General features: G+C 71.9%; 16 protein-coding genes and 1 pseudogene. 10 read left to right on the top strand and 7 right to left on the bottom strand.

Translation table 11 applies throughout. The features are described 5' to 3' along the window. Positions 1 to 5: 5 nt before the first annotated feature. Together ACGFWJ_RS04085 and ACGFWJ_RS04090 are read right to left on the bottom strand one after the other, a co-directional pair. On the bottom strand, positions 6 to 962 hold the full coding sequence (locus tag ACGFWJ_RS04085) for a hypothetical protein (protein WP_392944949.1): 957 nt from the start codon (positions 960 to 962) through the stop codon (positions 6 to 8). A gap of 250 nt (positions 963 to 1212) precedes the next feature. Next, positions 1213 to 2592, bottom strand: a complete 1380-nt coding sequence (locus tag ACGFWJ_RS04090; protein ID WP_392944951.1) for an NAD(P)/FAD-dependent oxidoreductase — start codon at positions 2590 to 2592, stop codon at positions 1213 to 1215. A 220-nt stretch (positions 2593 to 2812) separates the two neighbouring features. Between ACGFWJ_RS04090 and ACGFWJ_RS04095 the strand changes: the two genes are divergently transcribed. From ACGFWJ_RS04095 to ACGFWJ_RS04115, 5 genes and pseudogenes are all read left to right on the top strand, one after another. After that, a complete protein-coding gene (locus tag ACGFWJ_RS04095; RefSeq protein ID WP_392944953.1) occupies positions 2813 to 4126 on the top strand; it encodes a helix-turn-helix domain-containing protein in 1314 nt (437 codons plus the stop codon). A gap of 103 nt (positions 4127 to 4229) precedes the next feature. Continuing rightward, a complete protein-coding gene (locus tag ACGFWJ_RS04100) occupies positions 4230 to 4967 on the top strand; it encodes a hypothetical protein (RefSeq protein ID WP_392944955.1) in 738 nt (245 codons plus the stop codon). A 2-nt stretch (positions 4968 to 4969) separates the two neighbouring features. Then, positions 4970 to 6277 (top strand): UDP-N-acetylglucosamine 1-carboxyvinyltransferase, encoded by a 1308-nt coding sequence (locus ACGFWJ_RS04105; protein ID WP_392944957.1) that lies wholly within the window; start codon positions 4970 to 4972, stop codon positions 6275 to 6277. Further along, entirely contained in the window at positions 6274 to 7347 is a 1074-nt protein-coding gene (locus ACGFWJ_RS04110) for a serine hydrolase domain-containing protein (protein ID WP_392944959.1), read from the top strand. The genes ACGFWJ_RS04105 and ACGFWJ_RS04110 overlap by 4 nt, the downstream gene beginning before the upstream one ends. Then, positions 7320 to 8315, top strand: a pseudogene (locus tag ACGFWJ_RS04115) (UDP-N-acetylmuramate dehydrogenase); the annotation flags it as partial. The gene ACGFWJ_RS04110 and the pseudogene ACGFWJ_RS04115, both read left to right, overlap by 28 nt. A 72-nt stretch (positions 8316 to 8387) precedes the next feature. Here ACGFWJ_RS04115 and ACGFWJ_RS04120 read toward each other — a convergent pair. Then, the gene (locus ACGFWJ_RS04120) at positions 8388 to 10028 is read right to left on the bottom strand and encodes an amidohydrolase (RefSeq protein WP_387859345.1); all 1641 of its coding nucleotides are present in this window, start codon (positions 10026 to 10028) and stop codon (positions 8388 to 8390) included. Between the two features lie 39 nt (positions 10029 to 10067). Beyond that, the gene (locus tag ACGFWJ_RS04125; RefSeq protein ID WP_392945472.1) at positions 10068 to 11525 is read right to left on the bottom strand and encodes an APC family permease; all 1458 of its coding nucleotides are present in this window, start codon (positions 11523 to 11525) and stop codon (positions 10068 to 10070) included. A 228-nt stretch (positions 11526 to 11753) separates the two neighbouring features. Between ACGFWJ_RS04125 and ACGFWJ_RS04130 the strand changes: the two genes are divergently transcribed. The 3 genes from ACGFWJ_RS04130 to ACGFWJ_RS04140 all read left to right on the top strand — a co-directional run bounded on the left by ACGFWJ_RS04130 (position 11754) and on the right by ACGFWJ_RS04140 (position 14328). Next, positions 11754 to 12458, top strand: a complete 705-nt coding sequence (locus tag ACGFWJ_RS04130) for a TetR/AcrR family transcriptional regulator (RefSeq protein ID WP_392944962.1) — start codon at positions 11754 to 11756, stop codon at positions 12456 to 12458. A 117-nt stretch (positions 12459 to 12575) separates the two neighbouring features. After that, a complete protein-coding gene (locus ACGFWJ_RS04135) occupies positions 12576 to 12968 on the top strand; it encodes a VOC family protein (RefSeq protein WP_387635458.1) in 393 nt (130 codons plus the stop codon). A gap of 136 nt (positions 12969 to 13104) precedes the next feature. After that, positions 13105 to 14328, top strand: coding sequence for a helix-turn-helix domain-containing protein (locus tag ACGFWJ_RS04140; protein ID WP_392944964.1), 1224 nt, complete (start codon positions 13105 to 13107; stop codon positions 14326 to 14328). A gap of 52 nt (positions 14329 to 14380) precedes the next feature. Here the strand turns inward: ACGFWJ_RS04140 and ACGFWJ_RS04145 are convergent, their stop codons facing one another. The 3 genes from ACGFWJ_RS04145 to ACGFWJ_RS04155 form a co-directional block, all read right to left on the bottom strand. Then, positions 14381 to 15352 (bottom strand): hypothetical protein, encoded by a 972-nt coding sequence (locus ACGFWJ_RS04145; protein ID WP_392944967.1) that lies wholly within the window; start codon positions 15350 to 15352, stop codon positions 14381 to 14383. Between the two features lie 130 nt (positions 15353 to 15482). Further along, the gene (locus ACGFWJ_RS04150; RefSeq protein ID WP_392944969.1) at positions 15483 to 15899 is read right to left on the bottom strand and encodes a hypothetical protein; all 417 of its coding nucleotides are present in this window, start codon (positions 15897 to 15899) and stop codon (positions 15483 to 15485) included. 437 nt (positions 15900 to 16336) lie between these two features. Further along, entirely contained in the window at positions 16337 to 16747 is a 411-nt protein-coding gene (locus ACGFWJ_RS04155) for a hypothetical protein (protein ID WP_392944972.1), read from the bottom strand. A 301-nt stretch (positions 16748 to 17048) separates the two neighbouring features. Between ACGFWJ_RS04155 and ACGFWJ_RS04160 the strand changes: the two genes are divergently transcribed. Continuing rightward, positions 17049 to 17807: a BTAD domain-containing putative transcriptional regulator gene (locus ACGFWJ_RS04160; RefSeq protein WP_392944974.1), complete on the top strand. Its 759-nt coding sequence runs from the start codon at positions 17049 to 17051 to the stop codon at positions 17805 to 17807. Positions 17808 to 17866: 59 nt separating this feature from the next. Then, complete coding sequence (locus tag ACGFWJ_RS04165) at positions 17867 to 18622, top strand: hypothetical protein (RefSeq protein ID WP_392944976.1); 756 nt, start codon at positions 17867 to 17869, stop codon at positions 18620 to 18622. Positions 18623 to 18628: the final 6 nt, after the last annotated feature.

Here is an 18628-nt window from a genome sequence, read left to right on the forward strand (position 1 = left end):
GCGGGTCACGGGGCGATGGCGCGGCGGCTCCGGTAGGCGTCCGCCGGGTCGCCGAGGTACTGCCACGGGGACCTGGTGACGCGGCCGTCGAGCTCGGTGAACACCCGGCCCGCGGCCCGGTGTTCACCACTCAGCGAGAACGCCATGGCGAACGCGTTGTGGGCGCCGATCCAGGCCCGGTCACGGACGAACCCGGGGTGCCAGATGGAGCGTTCGGCGGCCTCGTGCAGGGAGCGGGCGACCGCGGCGTCGCGGATGTAGCGGCCGTCCTCGCCGTTGTCGAGGCTCAGCCAGTGCTCGATGTGCGCGAGCGCGACGAGTTCGCCGAGCCGGCTGCCCTCCGGGGCGGCGAGCATCGAGGTGCGGGCGAAGTCGTGCATCTCCTCGTGCGAGCCGCCCCACTTGGCGCACAGCTGCTGCAGGCGCTGCCGGTGCGAGGCCGGGTGGTGCGGGAAGCGGCGGACGGCGGCGTCGAAGCGCTGGGTCGCGACGCCCGTCGCGACGGAGATGCCACGGCCGGTGACCTGCAGGAAGTACCAGGGGCCCAGCCAGTCGGGCTCCCGCTCGGCGACCTCGAACAGCTGCTCCTCGGCACGCTCCAGGCGCTCGCCGAACAGCCTCCACTGCTCCTCGCGAACGTACTTGGCGTAGGCGCCGCTACGGGCCTCCCAGCCCCAGACCAGCTGCCGCGCACCGCAGACCAGCAGCGCGAGGGCGTCCTCGGGGTCCTGCTCGACGGCGCGGGCCAGCCACTCCTCGCTGCCCGACAGGTCGGAGACCAGGTCGAGCATCAGCACCAGGTCGGCCTGGTCCCGGGCCTGCTCCAGCACGGCCCGGACGCCCGGCCAGTCGCCGGCCCGGCCGCGTTCCAGCAGCAGCTTCAGCTCCGGGTCGCCGAATGTCGGGTCGAGCGCGGGCGCGCCCTTGCCCAGCCGGCCCAACAGCCTGTCGAACAGTCCCATCCCCACGGTCCCCTTGTGCCGTACCGATCCACAGGGGCCGCCGTGAGGCCGCCCCGGACGGAGATTCCTATCACGCCCGCACGACAGGTGTGCGAATCGTTTCCGGCATCCGGACATCGAAGCCCTGCTCAGGGCCTGTCCGGTGCGGCTCATCCCCGGCTCATCTCCGACTCATCCGCGGCTCACCCGCACCTGTCCGGTGCGGCTCATTCCCGGCTCATCTCCGACTCATCCGCGGCTCACCCGCGACTCACCCTCGCCCGCTGATCCGGTCGGCGAGGGTGGCGAGCGCGGAGGTGCGGGCGTGCTCGTGGCGGTCGGCGTGCCGGTAGACGGCGTACAGCGCGTGCACGCCGAGCCAGCGCAGCGGTTCGGGCTCCCAGCGGCGGACCCGGTGGCCGACCCAGGGCAGCTCGGTGAGTTCGGTCCGCCCGCCCTTGCCGAGGTGGCGCAGCGTCAGGTCGCGCAGCGTACGGCCGGCCAGGTTGGTGGTGGCGACGCCACTGCCGACGTAGCCGCCCGCGAAGCCGACTCCGGTCGCCGGATCGAGAGCGACGGTGGCGCACCAGTCGCGCGGCACGCCGAGCACGCCGGACCAGGCGTGGTCGATCCGGGCCTCGGCCGCGGCCGGGAACATCTTCCGCAGGATCTCCCGGAGTTGGGCCACCGTGCCGTCGGGAGTGGCACCGTCCTGGTCGATCCGCGAGCCGTACCGGTACGGGTAGCCGCGACCGCCGAGCGCGATCCGGTCGTCGGCGGTGCGCTGCGCGTACATGTACGCGTGCGCCTCGTCGCCGAGCACCTCGCGGCCTTCCCAGCCGATCGCCTCCCACACCTCGGCGGGCAGCGGCTCGGTGGCGATCATCGAGGAGTTCATCGGCAGCCAACTGCGCTTCTGGCCGGCGATGTTGGCCGTGAAGCCCTCCGTGCACCGGAGCACCACCCGGGCCTTCACCCCACCCCGCGCCGTACTCACCTTCCGGGGCGCGATCGCGGTGACGGGCGTCGACTCGTAGATCCTCACCCCCGACCGCTCGACGGCCGCGGCCAGCCCGACCACCAGCTTCGCCGGGTGCACCCGCGCCCCGTTCGGCGTCCAGGTCGCCCCCAACACGCCTGGCACATAAAGCCGTTCGGCGGTCTCCGCAGAACTCAGCAGCTCCACCTGGTCCGCGCCGAACGCCTGCTCGTGCGCGAACCTCTCCTTCAGTCGGGCCAGTTGGGCGGGCGAGGTGGCGATCTCCAGCACTCCGCCCCGGTGCGCGTCGCAGTCGATGCCCTCCGCGGCGGCGGCCCGCAGCGTCTCCGACACCGTGTCGTTCATGGCGAGTTGGAGCCGCCGCGCCGCATCCTCCCCGTGCGACCGGGCGTACCGCCCGCGCCCGGCGATCCCGTTGTACAGCCACCCGCCATTGCGCCCGGACGCCCCGTACCCGCAGAACTCCCCTTCCACCACCACCACTTCGAGCTCGGGCGCGGCCTGCTTCAGGTAGTAGGCGGCCCACAGCCCGGTGTACCCGCCCCCGACCACACAGACGTCCGCCTCCACTTCCCCCACCAGCCCCGCCCGCCGCTCGGGCAGCCCACTCGCCGCATACCAGAACGAGACGCCGCCATTGACGGTGGTCATGTCCACCAGCCCTGCCTTCCCTGAACGCCAACCCTCCCCGCGTGCACGGACGCTATGCGCGCCACCGGAACCCGGGCAACGGACACCGTGTCAGGCCGGTCCAGTTCGCCCTGACACACTGCCCGGCCGGTGCGGCAGGCGCGTTCACTACCGATCGAAGGCCGCCGATCGGTACGGTAGCGGTCCGTAGCGGAGCCGACACGGAAGCCGAGGGTCCGGCGTGGGGAACAGCGGCGTCACGTTCGGCCGGTTCGTCGCGCTTCGCCGCGCGGGACTCGGCTGGACACAGATTCGACTCGCGGCCGAACTCGACCGCAGCGAGGACTGGATGTCGCAGGTCGAACGGGACCTGCAGCAGGTCAGGGACCTGACGATCCTGCAACGGCTGTCCGAGCTGCTGGGCGCGGAGCTGTCCGAGCTGATCGCGTTGCCGCAGCCCGCCGTCGATCGGGTGAGATCCCGTTCCCGCAAGCCGCCCTCGGCTACGCTGGCGAGCACTTCCGGCCCTGAGGAGGACGATGTGCGACGCCGCCAGGTCGTGACTGCGGCGGCCGCCGCCCTCTTCGCGCCGATCGTGAGCGCACCGACAGCGAGTGCCACCGCCGGCAGTCTCTCGGACCTGGAGGACCTGCTGCTGTACGGCACCGGGCGGATCCCGGCCCCGCGCACCGACCCGACCCGGAAGACCGTCGGCGATTCGGTTCTGACGTCCCGTCGGGAGTTCAAGGACGCCCGGTACGACACCCTGGCTCGCGCCCTGCCCGGCCGGATCGCCGCCGCCGAGATGGTCGGGGCACCGGAGGAACGCGCCCGCGCGGTGGCGCAGCTCTTCAACATCGCCACCAGGCTGTGCATCAAGGTCGGCGACAACAACCTCGTCGCCATCACCTCCGACCGGGCGCTGACCGCCGCCCGCTCCGGCGGCGATCCGCTGGTCACCGCCGAGGCCCGGCGAATGGTCTCGAGTTCCTGGCGCCGTCAGGGAAGTCTCGCCCGTGCGACCGACCTGGTAGTAGTCGCGGCCGAGGATCTGCTGGCCGACACCACCGTCCCGGAGCGGGATCGCCTCGCCACCCGCGGCGAGTTGTACGCCACCGCCGCCTACACCGCCGCGAAGACGGGCGACCGGGCCTACGCGTACGCCCTGATCCGGGAGGCCGCCGACAGTGCGGCCGCGGCCGGGCGCGGCTCCGGCATGGTGGACGGCACACGTGGTGCCGTACTCCACCAGGTCTCGGTGCACTACGAGTTGGGCGATTCCGGGCGCGCGATCGAACTGGCGCGCACCATCGACCCGACGACGCTGCCGACGCCCGAGCGCCAGGCCCGGTTCTTCACCGACGTCGCCAGGGCGTTCGGTCAGTGGGGCAGGCCCGAGCAGTGCTACCGGGCGCTGCTCGCCGCCGAGGCGGCCGCCCCGCAGGAGATGCGGCGCGGTGCGGTCCGCGAACTGGCCACTCAGCTGCTGAGGCACGACCGCCGGCTGCCGGGCGTACGCGACTTCGCCGCCCGGGCGGGCGTGCAACTGGGCTGACCCGTAGCCGTACTACGGCCCGGAGCCCGACTACGGATCCTGCCCCGGCTTCGGCGGTTCACTGGGCACGTCCACAGCTCCCGCTGCTGCCGAAGGCCCTCCCATGGCATCACTCAGCACCACACCCCAGCCGAACTCCGCCCGCGCGCTCGCCGACGAACGCCTCAGCCCCTCCTACTACATCGACCTCACGAAGGTGGCAGACCCGCTGGTTCGGTCCCTGCTGCGCTGCCCGACGGTCTTCGACATCAAACGGGCCGTCGCCGACCTGCTGGCCGGACGCCTGGGCGTCCAACTGCCGGAGGCCACCGGGGTCGTCGAACCCGGCGCCACCGTCCGGGGCCGGGTGATCGTGGCGCCCGGGGCTGTCATCGCCGAAGGCGCGTTCGTCACCGGACCGGTGCTGGTCTGTTCCGGCGCGGTGGTCGAGGCCGGTGCCCGGGTACGCGACAGCACCGTCATCGGCCCCGGTTGCCGGATCGGCCACGGCGCCGAGATCACCCGGTCCCTGCTCACCGGCGGGGTGTTCATGAAGCACGCCGGTTTCGTCGGTGACTCCGTGCTCGGGCTGGGCGTCAACATCGGCGCGTTCGTCTCCACCACCGGCCTGCGGATCACCTCCGGACCGGTCACCGAACCGGCCACCGAGGAGGTCTGCGCGTACCTGGACGGGCGCCGGCTGCCCACCGGCCAGACCAAGTTCGGTGCGGTGATCGGCGACGGCGTGATCGTCCCCGCAGGCACCGTGCTCCAGCCCGCCACGCTGATCGGCGCGCACACCCTGCTCTACCCGAGGACCCAGGTCGGCGGATTCTTCCCCGCCGGAAGCCAGGGAAGGTGACCATGTCCATCACCGGTACCACCATGACCGATCAACTGGCCGTGCAAATCACCGGCGGCCGTCGCCTGACCGGAAGCACCACCGTCCAGGGCAGCAAGAACATCGCCCTGCACCTCTATGCCGCCGCGATCCTCGCGGATGCCCCGCTCGTCCTGCACGGCGCTCCCGCGATCCTCGACACCGGCGTTGTCGCCGAGATCCTGAACCGCACCGGTACCCCGACCGCCGTGGCCGGCGAGGAGTTCACCACCCGCCCCGCCACGAGCTACCTGCCGGTCGTCCCCGACGACCTCGGAAGGCGGATCCGCACCACCCCGGTACTGGGTGGCGCTCTGCTGACCCGCGCCGGGCAGGTCACCTTCCCCACCCCCGGCGGGGACGCCTTCTGTGTGCGCCGCATCGACCGGCACCTGGCCGCGATGGAGGCCGCCGGAGCGGCGGTCGAGGTGGACAACGGCCTGGTACGGGCCCGCTTCACCGGTAGGCGGCGGCCGTTCGTCACCGATGCCGAGACCCGTTCGTGGGGCCCGAGCCTCGGCGCGACGGTGACCGCGATGCTGCTGGCCGCCCGCACGCCGGGCACTTCCACGGTGCTCAACCCCAGCGTGGAGCCCGAAGTCATCCACGCCGCAGCCCTGTTGGCGAGCGCCGGAGTCCCGATCGAGTGGCAGGGGCGAGCCGCGTTGCACGTCACCGGCGCCGACCGCATCGCCGGTGGAGACTTCACCGTCCCACCGGACCGTCTGGAAGCCGCGACGCTCGCCCTTGCCGCCGCGATCACCGGCGGCACCGTTCACCTCGACCGCTTCCCCGCTGCCGCGTTCCCCGACGGCTTGGCCTCCGTCCTCACCAGCGCCGGTATCCGGCTCGACCCGATCGACGGCGGAACGACGATCGACGCACCGTCCGGGCCCCGCCCCGTCCAAATGGCCACCGGCGCGCACCCCGGCTACCCGACCGACGCGCAGCCCCAGTTGACCGCCTACCTCACCCAGGCTGACGGCATCTCCCGCATCGAGGAGCTGGTCTACACCCGTCGCGACACCCATCTTCCCGCCCTGACCGCGTTCGGAGCCGCCGTCAACGCGACCGGCCCGGTGATCACCGTGCGCGGCCGCACCGCGCTCAAGGCCGCCGACGTGACCGGGGACGACATCCGCGCCGGGACCGCGCTCGTGATCGCCGCCCTCGCCGCCGAGGGCACGTCCACCATCCGCGGCCTGTATCACCTGCGACGCGGCTACAGCTGCCTTCTGCCCAAACTCGCCGATCTCGGCGCTGACTTGACGGTCAATCAGGAGATGACATGACGCCGTTCGAATCGACCGCGCTCGCCGAACTGGGCGAGCACCTGGAGCTGTTGACCGCCGACGGCATCGTGCCGGGCGGCGTCATCGCCCACGGCACCGCCGACACCGCTCCCGGCTACCTGAGCGCCGGCGTTGTCGCCCCCGAATGCGGTGACGCCAGGCCCGGACCGGACACCGTGTACGACGTCGCCTCGCTGACGAAAATCCTGGCCACCTGGCCGCTGGCCGGCACTTCCCGCGCCAACGGCTTCGGCCTGGACTCCCCCGTCCGTGAGTTGCTGCCGCCGATCCCGGCCGATGCGCCCGGCGGCCAGGTGACGCCGCGCCAAATCCTCACCCACACCTCCGGACTGCGCGCCGACACCCGCCTCGACCAGTACCGGGGCCGCACCGAACCGCTCGCCGAACTGATCTGCGGCGAACCACTGATCGCCGAACCCGGCACCGGCCACCGCTACATCAATCGCGGCTTCGTTCTCCTCGGCCTGGCCCTGGCCCACACCCGGGGCCACCGCCTGGACGAACTCGCCGCCGACCTCTGGCGCGGCCTCGGCATGAACAGCACGACGTTCGGGCCCGTCGCCCGCTCCCGCGACGTTGCCCCGACCGAGCAGCGACTGCCGGGCGGGCCCCGCCTCTGGGGTACCCCACACGACGACAACGCCGCCCTGCTCGGCGGAGTCGCCGGCCACGCGGGCGTGTTCACCACCGCCGCCGACCTCGCCGTCTTCGCCATGCGCCTACTGGCCGCACCCCCGGCCGACGACAATCTCGGCCGCTGGTTCGCCGACAGCCTGCACCCGGTGGCCGAGATCGAGCCCGGCCTGCGCCGGGGCCTGGCCTGGATCCTCGCCGACGGCGGCCGAGTCGCGTACCACCACGGCTTCACCGGCACCAGCCTGTACCTCTCCCCGGCCACCGGCCGTTATCTGGCCATCTGCACCAACGCCGTGTACCACCACCAGGACAACCGCACCCGCCTCGCCCCACTGCGGGCCGTCGCTCTCAGGGCGATCACCGACGTACCCCGGGAGGGCCGGCCGTGCCCCGCACCACGCTCGCGTCCCTGACCACCTTGCGACTGGGCGGGCCGATCGACGAACCACTCCGGTTGTCCGATCCCGCCGACTGGCCGGAGCTTGTCCAAACCGTCCGCGGCCGTGGCGAGTTCAGCCCGCTCGTACTCGGCCACGGCAGCAACGTCATCGGCGCCGACTCCGGGCACGCCGGGACCATCGCGGTGATGAACACCCGGGGCATCAGCGTGAAGAAGCAGGCCGACGGCACCGTACTGGCGACGGCGCAGGCGGGGCACCCGCTCACCGACCTCGTCGCCTGGGCCGCCGCCGAACAACTGTCCGGGGTGGAGTGCCTGGCCGGGATTCCCGGCACTGTCGGCGCCGCACCGGTCCAGAACGCCGGTGCCTATGGTCAGCAGATCGGCGACGTCCTCGACCACCTGACCGCGTGGGACTGGGAATCGGGCATCCTGCGCACCCTGCCCGGCCGGGCCTGCCGCCTGCGGTACCGCGACAGCCGGTTCAAGAACAGCCCCGGCCGCTGGACCGTTCTCACCGTCACCGTCCGGCTCCTCCGTACCCCACCCGCACCGATCCGCTACCGGCCGCTGATCGACGAACTCGGCGCCGGGGCCAGGGCCACTCCTCCCGTCGCCGAAGTCACCGCCGCGGTCCTCGCCAACCGCCACCGCCGCGGCTTGCTTCTCGATCCGCACAGCCCGGACGCCCGCCAGGTCGGCTCCGTGTTCCTCAATCCTGCCGTCACCGCGGTCCAGGCAGAGCGCTGGTCGGCCGCAGGCTGCCCGGTCCACACCGACAGCGACGGACAACTGCGGGCCGGCGCCGGGTGGTTCCTCGAACTCGCCGGTTGCCACCCGGGCCGGCGGATCACCGAGAACGTCCGGTGCTCGGAGGCCCGCACCCTGACCCTCAGCGCCCACGGCGACGCCACCGCGAGCGACTTCACCCGCGTACTGACCGCCCTCGCCGAACGCGTCGAGGCGGCGACCTCGATCACGCTGCGGCCGGACCGGTCGTTGTCGGAACGTGGCTCGTCAACGACCGGTGCGAACCCGGCGGCCGGCAGCGGCCTACTCTGCGGTGAAGACCGCCCGGCCACCCACGTACGTCCGCAGGACGCGGGTTTCGGCGATTTCTTCGGCGGGGGCGGCGAAGGGGTCGCGGTCCAGGACGACCAGGTCGGCGAGGTGGCCGGGGCGGAGGGTGCCGGTGGTGTCGAGGTGGTTGAGGTGGGCGGTGCCGGAGGTGTAGGCGGCCAGGGCGGTGGCGAGGTCGAGGCGCTGGTCGGGGAGGAAGACGGGGGTGGTGGGGTCGGCTTCGGGTTCGCGGCGGTTGACGGCGACGTGCAGGCCTTCGAGCGGGACGGGGCTGGAGACCGGCCAGTCGCTGCCGGCGGCGAGGGTGGCGCCGGCGCGCAGGAGGTCGCCGAACGGGTACTGCCAGGCGGCGCGTTCGGGGCCGAGGAAGGGGATGGTGAGTTCGTCCATCTGGGGTTCGTGGGCGGCCCACAGCGGCTGGATGTTGGCGATCGCGCCGAGTGCGGCGAACCGGGGCACGTCGTCGGGGTGGACGAGTTGCAGGTGGGCCAGGTGGTGGCGGTTGCCGCGCCGGCCGTTGGCGGTGATGGCGGCCTCGACGGCGTCCAGTGCCTCGCGGACGGCGCGGTCGCCGAGGGCGTGGAAGTGCACCTGGAAGTCGAGCGCGTCCAGTGCGGTGACGTGTTCGCGCAGCGCGAGCGGGTCGACGAAGCTCAGGCCGCTGTTGCCGGTGGCACAGCCGCAGCCGTCCAGGTACGGGCTGGTGAGGGCGGCGGTGAAGTTCTCCGCGATGCCGTCCTGCATGATCTTCACCGCCCCGGCGCGGAACCGTCCGTGACTGTACTTCTCCCGCCGGGCGACGAGTTCGGGGATCTGGTCGGCGCCGCGCTCGCGGTCCCACCAGAGTGCGCCGACCACCCGGGCGGTCAGCGTGCCGTCCTGCGCGGCGGTGAGGTAGGCGTCGGACGGGTCGGGGTTGCCGCCGAACTCGCCGAGCAGGGCGTCCTGCCAGGCGGTGATGCCGCGCGAGTGCAGCATCCGCTGGGCGCTCAGCAGGGCGGCCAGGAGGTCGGCGGCGGTGGCGGACGGGGCGTGCCGGCCGACCAGGCCGACCGCGCCCTCCTGGAGCATGCCGCTCGGGGTGCCGTCGGCCTCCCGTTCGATCCGGCCGTCGGCCGGGTCCGGGGTGTGCCGGTCGAGCCCGGCGGCTTCCAGCGCACGGGAGTTGGCCCAGGCGCCGTGGTGGTCGCGGTTGGCGAGCAGCACCGGCCGGTCGGGCACCACCCGGTCGAGCAGCTGCCGGGTCGGCAGTCCGCCGTCGAAGCTCTCCAGCGACCAGCCGCCGCCGGTGATCCACTCCTTCTCGGGGTGGGCGGCCGCGTACTCGCCGATCCGCTGCAGGTATTCGTCGACGGTGACGGTGCCGGTGAGGTCGCAGGAGGCCATCTCGTTGCCGCCGTAGACCGCGTGGATGTGCGCGTCCTGGAAGCCGGCGATCAGCAACTTGCCGTGCAGGTCGACGACTTCGGTGCCCGGGCCGATCAGGTCCCGGACTTCGTCGTGGCCGACGGCGGTGATCTGCTCGCCGGTGACGGCCAGCGCGCTGGCCCGGGTGCGGGCGGCGTCGCCGGTGTGGATCGGCCCTCCGGTGAAGACCAGGTCGGCGTGGTTCATGCGGGAATCTCCAAGTGGCACAGGGGATGTGACGTTACGTCAGTTGTTGGTGGTGAAGTACGGCGAGCGGCGCCCCCAGCACGACCAGGCCGCGGCCAGCAGTCCGGAGCCGATCATCAGCACCGGCACCGAGAGCTCGAACCAGCCGTTGTCGGCGGCGAGTTCGAAGTGGTCGGTGGAGTCGTAGAAGGTCCAGGCGAGGTAGCCGCCGACCAGCAGCAGCACCGATCCGCCGAGCAGCGGTGCGACGACCGCCTTCAGGCCCTCGACGAAGTCCTCGCGCAGCAGGTGCCGGAACCGCACGGCGGAGGCGATCGCCACCAGCGCGTAGTAGAGGGCGACCACGATGCCGATCGCGTTGACGGTCGCCGAGATCAGTTCGGTGACGGTCGGTATCACCAGCGACAGACTGGCCAGCGTCAGCGAGATGCCGGTGATCAGCCAGGTGCCGGTGGACGGGGTGCGGTGGCGCGAGTGCAGGCGCGTCCACACCTTGCCGAGGGTGCCGTCGCGGCCCATCGCGAGCGCGCCGCGCGCGGTCGGGATCACCGAGGCCTGCAGCGAGGCCGCCGCCGAGCAGGTCAGGGCCACCAGCGGCAGTGCGGCCAGCGGCTGGTCGGCGAGCTTCTCGGCGAAGTAGGCCAGGCCGGTGGCGCCGTTGTCGGCCAACTCGTCCAGCGGCAGCACCCGCTGGAAGGCCGTGCCGGCGAACAGGAACAGGCCGAGCATCAGCAGCAGCGACCACAGGCCGCCGCGGGTGGCGTCCTTCGGGTCGCGCACCTCCTCGCCGACGCTGAACACCGACTCGAACCCCCAGTAGCAGAACACCGCCAGCACCATGCCCTGGGCGAGTGTGCTCAGCGAGGTCAGCTCGAAGGGGTTGAACCAGGACAGGCTGAACGGCTGGTCGCCGGCGATCAGCCCGTACCCGCAGAACGCGATCAGCACCGCGTACTCGAAGATCAGCAGGTACTTCTGCAACGCCGCTGCCAGGTCGAGTCCGCGCACCGCGACCACCGTCGCACCCACCAGCACCAGCATGCCGATCAGTGTGCACTGGAGGCTGGAGTCCGCGTCCAGCTCCACGCCGGGCAGCGCGTGCAGGCCCGCCTTTCCGACCAGTTGGATGATCGCCGAGCCGGTCACCGTGGTGGTGTACGCCATGAAGACGATGGTGGCGAGGATGTTGACCCAGCCGGTCAGGAAGCCCAGCCAGGGGCTCAGCACCCGGCCCACCCAGCGGTACGAACTGCCCGCGTCCGGCTCGACCCGGTTGAGCCGCCCGTAGCCGCAGGCGATGCCCAGCACCGGCAGGAACGCCAGCAGCATGATGGCCGGCAGGTGCAGGCCGACCACGCCCGCCATCAGGCCCAGGCCGATGCCGATCGAGGTGGTGGCGGCCGTGCTGGACGCGGCGATCACCACCACCGCGCCGACGCCGACCGACTTGCGCATCGCGTCCGGGGTGGAAGTACTGCTGCCGTTGTCCTTGAGCATCGTTGCCAAGGGATCACCACCGATTCAGTCATGGGGGAACGCCCGTGCGGCGGGCGCGAGTTGGGGACGCTTCGGCCGGGTTCGGCGGCGGGCGCGGAGGTGCGACGGCGGGCCGCGAAGCAGGCGGCGCGCCGGGGTGGGGGGTGCTCCGGCGGGAGGGCCGGTGGCACGCCATGAAACCTGCGCTCCGCTTCACACGTCAATGCTGTTGTCGTAAGCTCCACGACCATGAGCGATCGAGTCGTCCCCGAGGCCGCACGCCGGCGGCGGCGCCCCACCAAGCAGGGCACCATGCTCTCCGAGCAGGTCATCATCGACACCGCGCTGCGCCTGGTCGGCCAGCACGGCGCACAGGCGTTCACCGTCCGCCGCCTCGGCGCGGCGCTCGGTGCGGACCCGAGCGCGATCTACCGCTACTTCCACAGCGCGGACGACCTGCTGCTCGCCGTCGCCGACGAACTCATCGGCCGCGGCCTGCACGGCTGGCAGCCCACCGGCGACTGGCAGGCCGACCTGCGCGAGGTCGGCCTGCGCATCCACGCCCACTCACTCGCCCACCCGCAGGCCGCCGTCCTCGCCGCGTACCGCACCACCGGCCGCACCAACGAGATCCGCGCCATCGAAACCATGCTCGGCATCCTGCGCGACGCGGGCTTCCCCGACCCGGACGCCGTCAGCCTGTACCACGCCTTCATCGACCAGGCCCTGGGCTTCGCCGTCCTCGACTCCGCGATGCTCGCCCTCCCCGCGCCCGCCCAGCACGCCGACCTCGCCGTCTGGGACACCGCCTACCGCACCCTCTCCCCCACCACCCACCCCCACATCGCCGCCACCACCCACCTACTCGCCGCCGACATGCGCCGCAGCGCCTACCCGCTGGCGCTCGACCTGCTCCTCACCTCACTGGCCGCCCGGCTCCCCCGCGCGGAGTGAACTCCCCACTCCGAACGGGACTTCTGCGTTCGTCCGCGCCCGGCGTGCCGCCGGCGGCCGGGGTCGCGGTCGGCCGTAGGGTCGGGGGGTCGGCGGCGAGGCTTGGAGGGCGGCGGGATGCGGATCTACATCACCTCGGTGTTCGTCGAGGACCAGGAGCGGGCGTTGCGCTTCTACACCGAGGTGCTGGGGTTCGTGGTGAAGCACGACGTGCCGTTGGGCGGCGGGGCGCGGTGGTTGACGGTGGTGTCGCCGGAGCAGCCGGCGGGCACCGAGCTGCTGCTCGAACCGTCGGGACACCCGGCCGTCCCGCCGTACAAGGCGGCACTGGTCGCGGACGGCATTCCGGCCGTCTCGTTCGCGGTGGACGACGTGCAGGCAGAGTACGAGCGACTGCGTGCCCTCGGCGTGGAGTTCACCCAGCAGCCGACCCAACTCGGGCCGGTGACGGCGGCGGTGTTCAACGACACCTGCGGCAATCTGGTGCAGATCGTCCGCCCCGGGCCGTGACCGAAGGGGCGTACCACGTCTCCACCCTTCGATTACGAAACTTTTAGTTGTCGGTCGCTCTCCGATCATGGAGAATGGCGGGCTGTATCTGGTCTATACGAACGCCCGCCTTGTCCCCTTTTGCAGGAGAGTCACGTTGGCCCGTAGACCACGCCCCCTCGACCCCACCGACGGGCCACTGCAGGCTTTCGCCCATGGCCTGCGCGAGCTCCGGGAGTCCGTCGGGAACCCCACCTACCGGTCCCTCGCCCGCGTCGCCGGCTTCAGCGCCACCACCTTGAGCGACGCCGCCGCCGGTCTGCGCCGCCCCAGCCTGGAGGTCACGCTCGCCTTCGTCGGCGCCTGCCAGGGCGACGAGGAGGACTGGCGCCGCCGCTGGCACCGGCTGGAAGCCGAACTCACCGACCTCCGTCGCGAGCCGGCCGATGCCGAACTCGCCGCTGCGGTACGGGAGTCCACCGCCACGATGACCGCAACCGCCACCGCGACCACTCCGCTCGGCTCTTTATCCGTACCCGCCGAAGCGTTCACCACGGTCTCGCTCGACATCGCGCAGCCGGTGCCGAAACGGCCGTGGCGCGGCCGGGTCGCACTGGCCGCCGGAGTGGTGACGGCGCTGGCGGGAAGCATGTTCGCACTCCACCTCTCCACCGAGAATTCGGACCGGCTGGCCCTGCTCCCGCCCGGATGCCCGAAACCCGTCAGCAGCAAAGGCGGCTTCGGCGGCCGGACGTACACCGACACCACCCGGGTCCGGGACGCGCCCTCACTGGGCGGGCAGGTGCTCCAGGAGCTCCCGGCCGGCTGCCGGTTGAAGTTCACCGCCTATTGCCTGGGCGACGTGGTGATCGACGCCACCGGCAACTCGCCGGACGTGCGCTGGTTCAAGCTGGGTGACGGATACATCTCCTCCGCGGTCGTCCACGGCAACCCGCCGCGCGAACTGCCGCCCGCCGCCTGTCCCGGCGGGCTCCCCGGCCCGTCCGACCTGGCACTCACCGCCCGTCCCTTCGCCGCCGACCCGACCAGCGTCGAACTCTCGGTCAGCGGGCACCAGTTGGGCATCGTCGGGTTCGCCGCCTACTACCAGGACCGCGGTGCCGACCGGCCGCACTGGCACCAGCTGGCGATGACCACCGCCAAGCAGGAGTTCCGCACCACCTGGCAGCCCGGCTCGGCCGCCGACGGGCAGCCGGACGTCCCGGTAGTGGCCGCCGCCTGCCTGGGCGGACAGGCGCCGACCGATGTCTCGGACGCCCTGTTGGTCGGCACCGGGCAGACCGGCCGGCCGGACACCCTCACCGGCGACGCCCTGCAGGCCGCCCGTGCGGAGGCCTGCCGCTATCCGATCAACGGCTGAGCCGAGCGCCGGGGCCCGCCCACCTGCGGGTCCCGGCGAACGGCGGCCGTCGTCAACTTCCGAGCACCTCAGCGGCGTTGCGGACCTGCGTCTCCAGCCCGGCCTTGATCTTCGCCATCCCGGCCGGGTCGGCGTCCACGACTTCCTGCTGGTAGGCGTAGTCGACGCTGTACCAGATCCCCACCACGTTGGCGCGGTGCCGGCAGTCGGCGTCCGCGCCCGCCACCTTCAGCTCGCGCGCGCCGGGCTGCGGGGTGCGCGCCCACTCGGAGTCGGACATCGCCGCAAGCGGATCGGTGTACTCGGCGACACCGTGCTCCTTCATGCACGCCGCCCACTGCGCGAACGCGGCCTGCGTGCGCGGATCGTCCTGCGCGGCGCCCATGGTGCGGAACTTCGCGTCGATCGCGCTCTGCGGGTCGCCGATCTGCCCGTCGGGGGTACCGGTCAGCCGACGGTTGGCCTGCCCCAGACAGCCACGCTCGGGCACCTTGTGACCGTTGATCACCTGCCCACCGGGCCCGAACCGCTCCGTCGGCTTGTCGGTTCCGGTCTCGGCCACCATGACCTCCGGGGGTGGCGTCGTTTTCTGGACGCCGCCGTCGGCGGGCGTGCCGCCCTCCGGGTGGTAGCCCCAGCGGACCATCAACTGCGCGTTCTGCCGGCCGTACCGTCCGTCGACCCGAGTGGTCGGGGCGTCCGGTTCGCGCAGCTCCTTGGGCGCCGGGGGGAAGTGGAAGTCCAGACCGAACCCGGCCATGCAGGCGTCGACCAGCTTCGCCTGTGCCTGCTGCACGGAGGCGATCTGTGCCGGGTTGAGCAGGTAGCCGTCCAGCGGCAGCGGCAGCGCATTCGCGGAGTCGGTCACCGGCGCGACACCCACCGAGGGCTTCGGCAGCGGCGGCAGGCTCGCGGAACCGGCGTGCGACGAAGCGGCGTTGGCGCCCGCACAGCCGGCGGCCAGCAGCAGCGGCAGGACGAGCAGGCCGGAGGTACGGCGGGAAGGGCGCGGGCGGCGGGGCACGGGCGAATACTCCTCGAAGTCGTGGTGGCGGCAGAGCAGTTGGGGCCTGGGCCGATCGGGCGGAGCGGCGGCCAACCGGGCCGCGCGAACCGCAGCTTCACTGACGTGAACAGGCCGATGAGGCGTCGGCTCAGTTGAACTGGCCCGAGCCGTTGCTGTTCTTCAGCGAGGTGTACAGGTCCACCCTGGACCAGGGCGGGATGACCTGGCAGGCGATGGAGCAGTTGTAGCCGCCGCCGTAGTAGAAGGTGAAGTTGCCGCCGTACCAGCTGTCGACGGCCGAGGTGTGGTCCTTCACCGCGACCCCGGCACCGGCAGTGCCGTTCAGGCCGGACCGGAAGGTGTAACCGGTGTAGCCCGGGAGGTCTCCGGTCTGCATGAAGTAGGCACCGTAGCCGTGCGCGGAGTCGTTGTAGTACAGGCAGACGGCATGGGTGTTCCCGGCGCAGTCGGCGCTGAAGGCCGAAGCCTGACCGGCGTTGACCAGGCCGAGGCCGGCCACCGTGGTGGCGACGCCGGCCGCGGCGATGAGCTTGCGAAGACGCATCCCGTGGTCCTTCCTCGACAACGGTGCCGGAACGTCCGGCACCAAAGTGGCCGCGGGGCCCTCCAGCATTCGGTGGCCCCGCTTCGTCGGCCCCGTGGCGCGCAGCTGGTGCCGCGGCAGGCAACTTTCGCCCGTCAAGGAGCGGCCCGAGGCGCCCGGCTGGGCGTGCCGCCGAAGCGCCCTCGTACTGGGTGTACTTGGGTGCTCTGGCGGTGCGTCCAGGCGGGATGCATCGGGCCGCGACGGGGCAAAGGTTGCCTGTTGCGGCACTAGGTCATGCGCCTGCGGCGGGGCATGGGTGGGTACTCCTCGACGTCGGGGCGGCGCAGCGACCCCGGCCCGGGCCGACCGGCCGGAGCGGAGCACGGCCCCCGGGTCGCGCGAACGACCCGGGGCCGCAGCTTTACTGACGTTCAGTCAGTTGCTGATGCGTTGGCTCAGCCGAAGCTGCCCGAGGCGTTGTTGTTCTTCACCGAGGCGTTCAGGTCCACCCGGGTGTTGGCCCCGATGGTCTGGCAGGCGACGGAGCAGTTGTAGTTGCTGTTGTAGTAGATCGTGAAGTTGCCGATCCACCGGTTGTCGACGGCCGCAGCGTGGTTCTTCACCGCGACACCGGCGCCGGAGCTGCCGTTGTTGCCGGCGCGGAAGGTGAGGCCCGCGTAGTCCGGGATGTTGGGCTGCTGCTCGTAGTAGGCGCCGTAGCCGTACGCCGCGGAGTTGTAGTACAGGCAGGCGTTGTAGTTGCTGCAGTCGACACTGAAGGCCGAGGCCTCACCGGCGTTGACCAGGCCGAAGCCGGCCACCGTGGTGGCTATGCCGGCCGCCGCGATGAGCTTGCGAAGACGCATCCCGTGGTCCTCCCTCAACAGCGGTGCCGGAACATCCGGCACCGGAGTGGTCGCGGGCCCCTCCAGTGATCGGTGGCCCCGCGAAGCCCATCCTTCGTCAGGCCCGTGGCATACCCGTCGCACCTGTGTGGCGTCCAGGAACCCGCCCCGACCTGCGGGTCCGGCTGTCCGGTTGACCGGAATTGATTGATCGGCGGCATCGACGTGGCTCGCTCCGTCGAACCATGGGTAGGCAGGGGCGATCGACAACTCCCCGTCCCGGGCCGCGGTCCCGGGTCCACCCGCACACGAGGAGGAACAGATGCACTTCGGGATACTCGGCCCCCTGGTGATCTCCGATCACTCCGGACCGCGTCCACTGCCGGCCGCCCGCCAACGCGTGCTGCTGGCGGCCCTGTTACTGCGGCCCGGCTTCGTTCCGAGTGACACGCTGGCCGAACTCGTCTGGGACGGCCGCCCGCCGGCCGGTGCCGCCACCACGCTGCGCAGCTACGTGATGCGGCTGCGGCGCGCCCTCGGGCCGCTCGGGCCGCGGCTGGAGACCGGCTCCGGCGGCTACCGGCTGTCGATCACCGATGCCGAGCTCGACGCCCACCGGTTCGTCCGGCTGTACGAGCACGGCGCGCACGAGGTCCGGGAGGGCTGTCCGGGCGATGGCCTGAGCTCCCTCGATCAGGCCCTGGCACTGTGGCGCGGCCCGGCACTCGCCGACATCGCCTGTGCCGTCCTGCACCACGAGGAGGCCGTCCGCCTCTCCGAACTCCGCCTGGATGTCCGCGAATTGCGCGTCGAGGCGCTGCTCCGTCTGGGCCGCACCGGCACCGCCGTCGCCGAGCTCCGCAAGCTGACCGCACGCCACCCCGACCGGGAACGGTTCTGGGCGCTGCTGATGACGGCGCTCTCCCGCTCCGGCCGCCCTTCCGAGGCCCTCGCCGCCTACCACCGGGTCTGGCGCCATCTCGCCGACGCCATCGGCGTCGAACCCGGCCCCGAACTCCGCGAGGTGCACCGCCAGATCCTGCACGGCGGCACCGCGGTGCTCACCTGGGCCGCGTCCTGACGCCCGCTCGACGAACCCCGGCGGCCACCGCTCCGGTCGCGGGCCGCTACCCTCACCGCGTGGTGTACGAAGAGACGCGCACGGACGCGAGCTGGTGGGGAATCGTCAAGTCGCGGGCTGCGGCCTGCTGGTGGCGGCTGTTGCTGTTGGCTTTGGTGCCGGTGGTCGCGGAGTGGGCGTTGCGGTTCATCGGATCGGCGGTCGAAGCCCCGTTGGCGATCACCCTGGTGCTGCCGATACTGGTCGGGGCGGCGGTCTCGGCCCTGGTGTGGGCGCCGAAGCTGGAGCTGCTGTCGGGCCGCCGGGGCCTGCTGGGTACGGCGGGGGCCGGGGTGGCGTTGCTGGCCGTGGCCCTGCTGGTGCCGCGCGCCCGCTATCTGGTGATCACGGTGATCCTCCTCTTCCCCGAGTCCGTCCGCAACAACACCTCGACGCTGATACTCCCGCCGGGCGGCATGGTGCTCGATCTGGCCGCACTGCTCGGCGCGATCGCACTCACGCTGCTGCCGACGGCGGTGCTGATGGAGGGTGCGGGCGTGCGCCGGGCCTGGGCGGTGCTGCGCGGCGACTGGCGGACGGTGCTGCGGGTCATCGCCATCACGCTGATCCCGGCAGTGGTCTCGTCGTTCGCGCTCTCGATGGCGATGTCCTCGTTCGACAGCGGCTTCAGCTACCTCTATGTGATCACGATGCAGCTGACTCAGCCAGTGGTCAACGTCCTGATGGATGCCGTCACCGCGGTTCTGCTGTACGCGACTTGGCAGTGCGCGGTGGCGGTTCGAAACGCCAACGGCGCGGGGCGGAGCGCGATGTGACGTGGC

Source organism: Kitasatospora sp. NPDC048407 (assembly GCF_043200475.1).
Lineage (GTDB): Bacteria > Actinomycetota > Actinomycetes > Streptomycetales > Streptomycetaceae > Kitasatospora.

Bases quoted from the DNA above. Each gene is read 5' to 3' on its own strand.
- ACGFWJ_RS04085 (WP_392944949.1), bottom strand. From the start codon at position 962: ATGGGACTGTTCGACAGGCTGTTGGGCCGGCTGGGCAAGGGCGCGCCC.
- ACGFWJ_RS04090 (WP_392944951.1), bottom strand. From the start codon at position 2,592: ATGACCACCGTCAATGGCGGCGTCTCGTTCTGGTATGCGGCGAGTGGG.
- ACGFWJ_RS04100 (WP_392944955.1), top strand. From the start codon at position 4,230: ATGGCATCACTCAGCACCACACCCCAGCCGAACTCCGCCCGCGCGCTC.
- ACGFWJ_RS04105 (WP_392944957.1), top strand. From the start codon at position 4,970: ATGTCCATCACCGGTACCACCATGACCGATCAACTGGCCGTGCAAATC.
- ACGFWJ_RS04110 (WP_392944959.1), top strand. From the start codon at position 6,274: ATGACGCCGTTCGAATCGACCGCGCTCGCCGAACTGGGCGAGCACCTG.
- ACGFWJ_RS04120 (WP_387859345.1), bottom strand. From the start codon at position 10,028: ATGAACCACGCCGACCTGGTCTTCACCGGAGGGCCGATCCACACCGGC.
- ACGFWJ_RS04125 (WP_392945472.1), bottom strand. From the start codon at position 11,525: ATGCTCAAGGACAACGGCAGCAGTACTTCCACCCCGGACGCGATGCGC.
- ACGFWJ_RS04130 (WP_392944962.1), top strand. From the start codon at position 11,754: ATGAGCGATCGAGTCGTCCCCGAGGCCGCACGCCGGCGGCGGCGCCCC.
- ACGFWJ_RS04135 (WP_387635458.1), top strand. From the start codon at position 12,576: ATGCGGATCTACATCACCTCGGTGTTCGTCGAGGACCAGGAGCGGGCG.
- ACGFWJ_RS04150 (WP_392944969.1), bottom strand. From the start codon at position 15,899: ATGCGTCTTCGCAAGCTCATCGCCGCGGCCGGCGTCGCCACCACGGTG.
- ACGFWJ_RS04155 (WP_392944972.1), bottom strand. From the start codon at position 16,747: ATGCGTCTTCGCAAGCTCATCGCGGCGGCCGGCATAGCCACCACGGTG.
- ACGFWJ_RS04160 (WP_392944974.1), top strand. From the start codon at position 17,049: ATGCACTTCGGGATACTCGGCCCCCTGGTGATCTCCGATCACTCCGGA.